The organism is Nitrosomonas sp., assembly GCF_043753625.1.
GTDB lineage: Bacteria > Pseudomonadota > Gammaproteobacteria > Burkholderiales > Nitrosomonadaceae > Nitrosomonas.
In genome coordinates this window covers 19,724-27,602 of sequence record NZ_JAYUWI010000143.1, presented here as the reverse complement: position 1 = coordinate 27,602, position 7,879 = coordinate 19,724, and the positions used below count along the sequence as shown (strand labels likewise).

7 protein-coding genes are annotated in these 7,879 nt (G+C 47.8%); 2 read left to right on the top strand and 5 right to left on the bottom strand.

Annotated elements, in window-relative coordinates; translation table 11 throughout:
* Nucleotides 1-277: 277 nt before the first annotated feature.
* The gene (locus ACH10T_RS12255) at nucleotides 278-508 is read left to right on the top strand and encodes a CopG family transcriptional regulator (RefSeq protein WP_394809551.1); all 231 of its coding nucleotides are present in this window, start codon (nucleotides 278-280) and stop codon (nucleotides 506-508) included.
* Nucleotides 501-842, top strand: coding sequence for a type II toxin-antitoxin system PemK/MazF family toxin (locus tag ACH10T_RS12250; RefSeq protein ID WP_394809550.1), 342 nt, complete (start codon nucleotides 501-503; stop codon nucleotides 840-842). The genes ACH10T_RS12255 and ACH10T_RS12250 overlap by 8 nt, the downstream gene beginning before the upstream one ends.
* 26 nt (nucleotides 843-868) lie before the next feature.
* On the opposite strand, the gene ACH10T_RS12245 is transcribed toward ACH10T_RS12250, so the two are convergent.
* From ACH10T_RS12245 to ACH10T_RS12225, 5 genes are all read right to left on the bottom strand, one after another.
* On the bottom strand, nucleotides 869-1,069 hold the full coding sequence (locus ACH10T_RS12245) for a CopG family antitoxin (RefSeq protein ID WP_394809549.1): 201 nt from the start codon (nucleotides 1,067-1,069) through the stop codon (nucleotides 869-871).
* A gap of 71 nt (nucleotides 1,070-1,140) precedes the next feature.
* Nucleotides 1,141-4,320 carry an efflux RND transporter permease subunit gene (locus ACH10T_RS12240; protein ID WP_394809548.1) on the bottom strand — a complete coding sequence of 1,060 codons (3,180 nt, stop codon included), beginning with the start codon at nucleotides 4,318-4,320 and terminating at the stop codon, nucleotides 1,141-1,143.
* Nucleotides 4,321-4,348: 28 nt separating this feature from the next.
* Nucleotides 4,349-5,848: an efflux RND transporter periplasmic adaptor subunit gene (locus tag ACH10T_RS12235; protein ID WP_394809547.1), complete on the bottom strand. Its 1,500-nt coding sequence runs from the start codon at nucleotides 5,846-5,848 to the stop codon at nucleotides 4,349-4,351.
* Between the two features lie 28 nt (nucleotides 5,849-5,876).
* Complete coding sequence (locus ACH10T_RS12230) at nucleotides 5,877-7,307, bottom strand: TolC family protein (protein ID WP_394809546.1); 1,431 nt, start codon at nucleotides 7,305-7,307, stop codon at nucleotides 5,877-5,879.
* Nucleotides 7,308-7,424: 117 nt separating this feature from the next.
* On the bottom strand, nucleotides 7,425-7,799 hold the full coding sequence (locus tag ACH10T_RS12225) for a hypothetical protein (RefSeq protein ID WP_394809545.1): 375 nt from the start codon (nucleotides 7,797-7,799) through the stop codon (nucleotides 7,425-7,427).
* Between the last annotated feature and the right edge of the window lie 80 nt (nucleotides 7,800-7,879).

The window sequence follows — 7,879 nt, the reverse complement described above, 5'->3', positions numbered from 1 at the left end:
AAACGAGGCGCGAGCAAAAAATGGTGACGCAGCATATAATTGATATGTAAGGAAACATTTTTTGTGAGCAACAAAGTGTTGTGACGAAATTTGGATTTTTAGAAGTGCCCTTTAATATTATAAGCGGGTTATCCTCAAAGAATAGTTCGGTAGGATTCGCCTCCTTGCGGTCGGCACATCCTACCGAACTTTTTACACTAACATATCCTGTCTTACTGGACAACGATCATACTTCTTCGTATGATCAGATTGTTTTCACGTAAGTGTGAGTTTAATTATGACACATCGAACCACCATCACGCTGGATGATGAAGTTTTTGCATTTCTTAATCATGTTGCCGGTGATAACCGTAGCGCTTACATCAATGAACTCTTGAGGCAGGAACGCAACAATTCTCTCAAGCAAGCATTAATCAAAGCAAATCAGGAAGAGGCCGAAGATACAGACTATCAGGAAGAATTGCAGTCATGGGAAAGCACCTTATCCGATGGTCTGACCAATGACTGAATTCAAACAACTGGATATTCACTGGATTGATCTTGAACCGGCAAAAGGCGCAGAAACCAAGAAACTTAGACCATGCGTGATTGTTCAAGGCGATCTTGTGAATATTCAATCCAGAACACTGATTGTTGCTCCGCTGCTACCGAACCATAAACCCTGGCCTTTTGCTGTAAACCTGGAACCAACCCAAGAAAACGGTTTGGATAAAAACCGTCATATCAATCTCAAGCAATTACGCGCTGTTGATGTTTCAAGAATTGGCAAAAAACAAGGAAAACTGGAAAATCAGTATATCGATTCTATTAAAGATGCTTTAACTGTCGTGTTTGATTTGTAGGTTAAAAAATAAAGGGGTCTGACCCCTTAAACTCCGCTATGGCTTGATACACAGTCTCGCAGATAAAGATTTATCAGGCTCTGATATGGGATACCTTTTTCATCCGCCATTTGTTTGAAACAATCAATAACATCTTCGCTTAACCGCATCGTGACAGATCTTTTCAGCTTGACAGCATAAGGATTTTTGCGGGATTTTATTTTCGACAAGTCGTATTCAGTTTTCATGGTCCAAAGAATAAAAGCAAATAAAATGGGTCAGAGCCATTAGGAAATACAATTCGCACAAAAAACATGATCTAGACACTTCTGCGATCACGCCCATGCACAATCCGATACAACACCGGCAACACCAGCAGCGTCAATGCCGTCGACGATAAAATCCCGCCGATCACCACCGTAGCCAGAGGCCGCTGCACTTCTGCGCCGGTACCGGTAGCCAGCGCCATCGGTAGAAAACCGATCGATGCCACCAGTGCCGTCATCAGCACTGGACGTAATCGAGTTAGCGCACCGGTTTGAATCGCATCATCCAAAGATAGTCCCTCTTTTTCTCTCAATCCGCGGATAAATGCCAGCATCACCAAACCGTTCAGCACCGCTACGCCGGATAGCGCGATAAATCCGACCCCGGCTGAGATGGACAATGGAATATCACGTAACCATAAAGCGAAGATGCCGCCGGTTAAGGCAAAGGGAACGCCGGTGAACATGAGCAGCCCATCGCGCACGTTACCGAACATCGTGTACAGCAGAATAAAAATCAAACCGAGTGCGACTGGTATCACGATCTGGAGACGCTGTGCTGCGGAAATCATTTGTTCAAACTGGCCGCCCCAGGTTGTCCAGTATCCCAGTGGGATCGGTACTTTTTTTGCGATCAGTTGTTCGGCTTCATGGACGAATGAACCCAGATCACGACCACGCACATTGGCGGTAATCACGATCCTGCGCTTACCATTTTCCCGGCTGACTTGATTGGGGCCCTGAGTGATCTCGAAGTTGGCCACTTCTCCCAGAGTGACAAAAACCGGCACAGCCGGTTGGGCTGCTTGTGCAGCTTGCGGTGCATTGGCAGCCAATGTCACACTTTGCATCGGAACGCTGATGGGTAGCCGTTTCAGCGCTTCAATATCGGCCCGCAAATGCTCCGGCAAGCGGATTTGCAGATCAAAGCGCCGGTCGCCTTCAAAAATCATCCCGGTACTCCTGCCGCCCACCGACATGGCGACGACATCTTGCACATCACGACCATTCAGGCCATAGCGCGCCATTTTTGCACGATCCATCTGGATGGAAAGAACCGGTAAACCGGTAATTTGTTCTGTTCTCACATCCGCCGCACCGGGAACGGTTTTAAGCTGCTTTTCTATGGCTTCGCCTAAAGCCAGCAGGGTATCCATATCATCGCCAAATACTTTGACGGCGACATCGGCACGCACACCGGAAAGCAGTTCATTAAAGCGCATTTGTATTGGCTGGGTAAATTCGTAGTTATTACCCGGAACCTTGCGTACAACCTGTTCCATGGCGGCAACTAACTCTGCTTTGGTGTGATGCGGGCCTGGCCATTCCGATTGCGGTTTGAGGATAATAAAAACATCTGCAACACTCGGCGGCATGGGGTCCGTGGCAATCTCGGCAGTGCCGATTTTGGAGAACACTCTGTCGACTTCAGGAAATCTTTTTATCGCCTCTTCTAACTCATTCTGCATTTCAATCGCTGTGGTCAAACTGGTGCCCGGAATGCGGATGGCATGCAGCGCGATATCGCCTTCGTTCAAGCTGGGAACAAACTCACTGCCGACACGCGTCGTCAATAAACCTGACAATATGACAATAACGACAGCAATCGTCACGGTGAGCTCGCGGTGTTTCATGGTTGCCGTCAATATCGGCACATAGGCTTTTTTGGCCCATGCCATTACCGGGCTTTCCGTCTCTTTCACTTTACCGGACAGAAAGAATGCAATCGCTGCCGGAACAAAGGTCAGGGAGAGAATCATTGCCGCAATCAACGCAGTCACAACCGTGAGCGCCATCGGATGGAACATCTTTCCTTCGACACTCGTCAATGCAAAAATGGGTAAGTAGACGATAATAATGATCAACTCACCGTAGATCAGTACCCGTCGCGCTTCTCTGGAGGCATCAAATACGAGCTCAAGACGTTCAGTGAGCGTCAATTCCCGCCCTAGCCGCATTTGCTCATGCGCCAGCCTGCGGATACTGTTCTCGACAATGACAATCGCGCCATCCACGATAATGCCAAAATCAATCGCCCCCAGACTCATCAGGTTGGCGCTGACATGATTGGTCACCATGCCGGTGAACGTAAACAGCATCGACAACGGAATCACAAACGCGGCAATCAGTGCCGCGCGCATGTTACCGAGAAACAACAGCAAGACCACAATCACCAGTGCTGCGCCTTCCAACAGATTTTTCGCCACCGTATGAATGGTTTTTTCCACCAAAGTGGTACGGTCATACACCGGTGTTGTGACGATGCCTTCCGGTAAATTGCGATTAATCTCTTCTAATTTCTTGGCGGCCGCTTGAGCCACGAGTCGGCTATTTTCCCCTATCAGCATATGCACCGTTCCCAGCACAACTTCTTTGCCGTTCTGCGTGGCAGCGCCGGTACGTAATTCCTTGCCGATCAGAATATCCGCGACATCCTTGACACGGATCGGCGTTCCTTGCCTGGAACCCAGGATAATGTTGCCGATTTCATTCAGATTAGCGATTTGCCCCGGTACACGAACCAGATACTGTTCGCCGCTTTTTTCAATATAACCAGCGCCCACATTCAGGTTATTACGCTCCAAGGCAGTTACCAGATCGGCTAATCCCAACCCGAAAGAAATCATTTTCTCCGGGCACGGCACCACATGAAACTGTTTAACAAAACCACCTAGAGTGTTAATTTCTGTCACACCTTTAACCATGCGCAACTGCGGCCTGATGACCCAATCCTGAATTTCGCGTAAATCGGTTGTTGTATATTCCGAGCCATCCAGTTTTTTTGCACCTGGCTTGGCATCGACAGTCCACATGAAAATTTCACCCAAGCCTGTGGAAATAGGCCCCATCATCGGCTCAATGCCTACGGGTAACCGGCCTTTCGCCTCTTGGATGCGTTGACTGACCTGCTGACGGGCAAAATAAACATCGGTGCCGTCCTTGAAAATCACCGTGACCTGTGACAGGCCATAGCGTGAAATCGAGCGGGTATAGTCCAGATGGGGCAAACCCGCCATGATGGTTTCGATCGGAAACGTGATGCGTTGCTCCGCCTCTATCGGTGAATAACCCGGCGCGTTGGTATTGATTTGAACCTGCACATTGGTGATATCAGGCACCGCATCAATGGGCAATTTCTGATAGCTGTAACCGCCGATGATTGCCATCATCATCACGGCCATCAGCACGATAGCGCGCTGATAAATGGAAATATGTAGAATGCGTTCGAACATGATGGTCAGCCTCGATTAGATCATCGGTTTAATGGTCGTGACTTGCGCCTGCTTTACCCAGTTCAGCCTTTATGGCAAAACTGTTACCGCCCGCGTATTGCTCTCCGGAAGTCAATCCCTTCAGCACCTCAACCATTTCGCCATCATTACGCCCCAGTTCCAAAGGACGAACTTCGAAAAATCGATCATAACGACCAAATACCACTGACCAATCCCGCAGCGTTTGAATAGCAGCGACTGAAACAGCCACAGGAACCTGGATTTCTTCCGCTACCAATTCGGCATTCACAAACATACCGGGGCGCCATTTGCCTGCTTGATTATCCAACTCGACTCGGGCTGTTGCGGTACGGGTTTGCCCGCCGATTAACGTCGAAATATAGGTAATAGTTCCTTCGCTTTCCACATCGTAAGCAGTCGCTTTCACTGCTACTTTCTGACCCTCCTTGACCACATTCAGATCTTTTGGATAAACCGTAATAGCCGTCCACACAGTGGATACATCCGCGACGGTATAAATTTCCCGGTCTTCTTTGACTGCTTCACCCAGTGCGATGGCTTTGGCAATAATGATTCCGGAAATCGGGGAACGTATTTCATAACGCGAAATAGTTATCTTTGAATGATTGGATTCCGGTTGCACACCCAGTGCAATCAACTTCGTAGCAGCCAATTCCAGTGCAATTTCTGCTTCATTCCATAACTCCTGCGCCAAAAGAAAATCCTGCTTAGCACTAATCTTTTCTTCCCATAATTGTTTCTCGCGCTCGTAGGTAGCCCTTGTCAATCCCAGCCGCTTCTTGGCAACATAATACTGGCTGCGTAAATCCGCCAGCATCGGACTTTCGAGAACCGCCAGCACATCGCCCTTTTTCACGTGCTGACCATGATGGCCTTGAACAGAAGTCACCATGCCAGCAACCCGCGGCACTACCCGCACTATGGTGTGTTCGTTGAATGTCACTTCACCCGGCAGTTTGAGTTTCGGTTTAATGGTAGCTGGCCCTGCGGTCAAAAGCGCAACGCCCATGCTTTTCAGCATTTCATCCGGAATTTCCACCCGCCCCTCAATCTGACTGTAACTCCAACGCATTACTTTGCCATTGCGTTCCGTTGCAATGGCAATATCAAATGAATGCGGCTCTTCCACTACTTGGTCTCCCAGCAGATAATCCGCTTCGGGAGCAAATTTGAACAATTGTGCGGGTGCTCCCAGCCGGGATAATGTAATTGCGAGATTGGCAACAGTTGGCGGCAACAACTTACCCTTTTCATACAAATAAATCCGGAACTGTGGCGGCACGCCTTTCTCAAAAATAGTCAGCTCCACGCTAAAATCACTATCGGTGAATAACTTACCGCCTCTTGGTCCAATACCCGGTTGATTTTCAGCTAATTTTTCATTGGTGTTGGCGTTCACCGCATCTGCTGGCACCGTAGAAGGCTTATCCAGCGTTAGAATCAACCCACCTGCTACAATCCCTATGGCAATCACAATCAGGATTGGCATCCATCGCGCTTTATTCATCATTTAATCCTTAACCTTTCCCCCGCCGCTACGGTTGGCGTATGTTAATTTCATGATTCGGCTTAACACTATCGATAGGTCCTGCAATCAGGCGCTCGATGTCATTCACCAGGCGCTGATAGTTTGCCAGTGCACGTACATAGAGCACTTGATTCTGAAATAAAACACGCTGCGCATCCAGCAACTCCAGCAAACCAAATTTCCCCAATTCATAGCCCCTGCGCATCACATGAAAGGCACTCTTAGCGCCGGGCAATACCTCGTCACGCAATATATTAATTTCATTCCATACCGCTGACATCATTTCATAAGATTGCGTGAGCTCAGTCTTCAACCGTAATTCCATCGCGGCTTGCTCATCGACGGCTTTGTCCACGCGCTGATAAGCATCTTTGATATTTCCTTGATTACGATCGAATAACGGCAATGGGACCATTACGCTAGCCACAGCCGTGTTACCACCCAGTAGTGCATGATGCACAACGCCTGCGTTAATGGTGAGGTTAGGGATGCGGCGGGTTTGCTCTACTTCCAGCAACGCTTTACGTTGTTCAATATTCTTCATCGCACGTAGCGCCATTGGGTTATTTAATACACGCTCCTCTAGCATTTGGAAACTAGGAGGGGGAATCAATATTTCAAGATTCCCTAAAGCTCTATTGAATCGCGGAGAGGAGTTGTCCCATAGCAGCGCCAGTCGCCTGCGAGCTGATATTAAATCCCGTTGCGCTTGTTCATATTCAATACGCGTAGTCGACAATCCCACCTTGACTCTGGTTTCTTCGATAGGCGCCACTTTCCCGCCTTGCACACGTTCGGTCACGCTATTAACCACGTTTTGTGCAACTTGCCGGGTTTCTCCAGCAAGCCTGAGCCGCTCTTGCGCAGCGAGCACTTCCGTATACACATTGGCCACTCTGGCAATAATTTCCACCCGCCGGATTTCATAATCCTTGGCGGCCAGATCTTCACCCAGTAGCGCAGCATTAACCCGAGCCGCGCGTTTTCCACCCAGTTCAATTAATTGCCCAATCCGGATGGTCGTGAGCTGCTGAACTACTTCCTGCGCTACCGCATGAGCTGAATTGATATCGCCACTCAGTTTTTGTATATTTCCGATATTCTCAACGTTTACTGACAGTTCCGGATTTCTCAGCAAACCAGCCTGCAGTGTTGCCCCTTCCAACGCACGCATTTCCTTGGAAAAAGCTGCCAATTCCGGATTTTGAAGCAGTACAAGACTAATTGCGTCACGTAAAGTAAGATCATTTTTATCATCGCTATTTACCGAATCAGCCAGATAATCATTTTTCCCGCTAGACAGTTTGTTAAAAGAATCAGCACCGGCGTTCTTTATCTGAACTGAGAAACTCAGTAAGAGAATAGAACCCAGCAGCATGACCCATAATTTTGGTGCTACCAAATAGCGTAATGCTATCAACAGGTCGCTTAATTTCATAGAAATCCTCCGCATTGCTTAAGCCTATCAAAACAGGTTATTCGCCGAGATTGAATGTCCTGTTTTTGCGATGCTATGGATCGAAGAAACGATCCAAAAACAACACAATTTAAAAATCTAGCTTAGAGAGATGTTGCGAGGAGGCCGAAGCGGGAGTTCTGGAATTGTTTCAGGAATAATAGCGGAAATAAATACGGTTAAAACTTCTGTGACGATCTGATCAGGTATCAGAGGAAAAGAATTAAAGAAAAAAGGTTGATACTGCCCCGCTGAGTGCAGACATAAATGCGTTGCCGCATCCAAATCAACACCTTCCCAGGATATATTATTCCGATGCAATTCCAGATGTGTCGCGGGATCAGACGATAGCACCTGGCGGATATGATCCAGCTCGTGCGCAAATACTTCCCCTCTGAACGATAAACTCAGTCCATTCGTCAATATGCTGATAATCAGCATAAGGATGACCGGATAAGTAGAGTAATTCCGCATAGGGGCCTGATGTATAATAAGTGAAAGTTTCACTCAATGTATAATGATTCCACATTATTAACATATTTGCAATTCAAAAG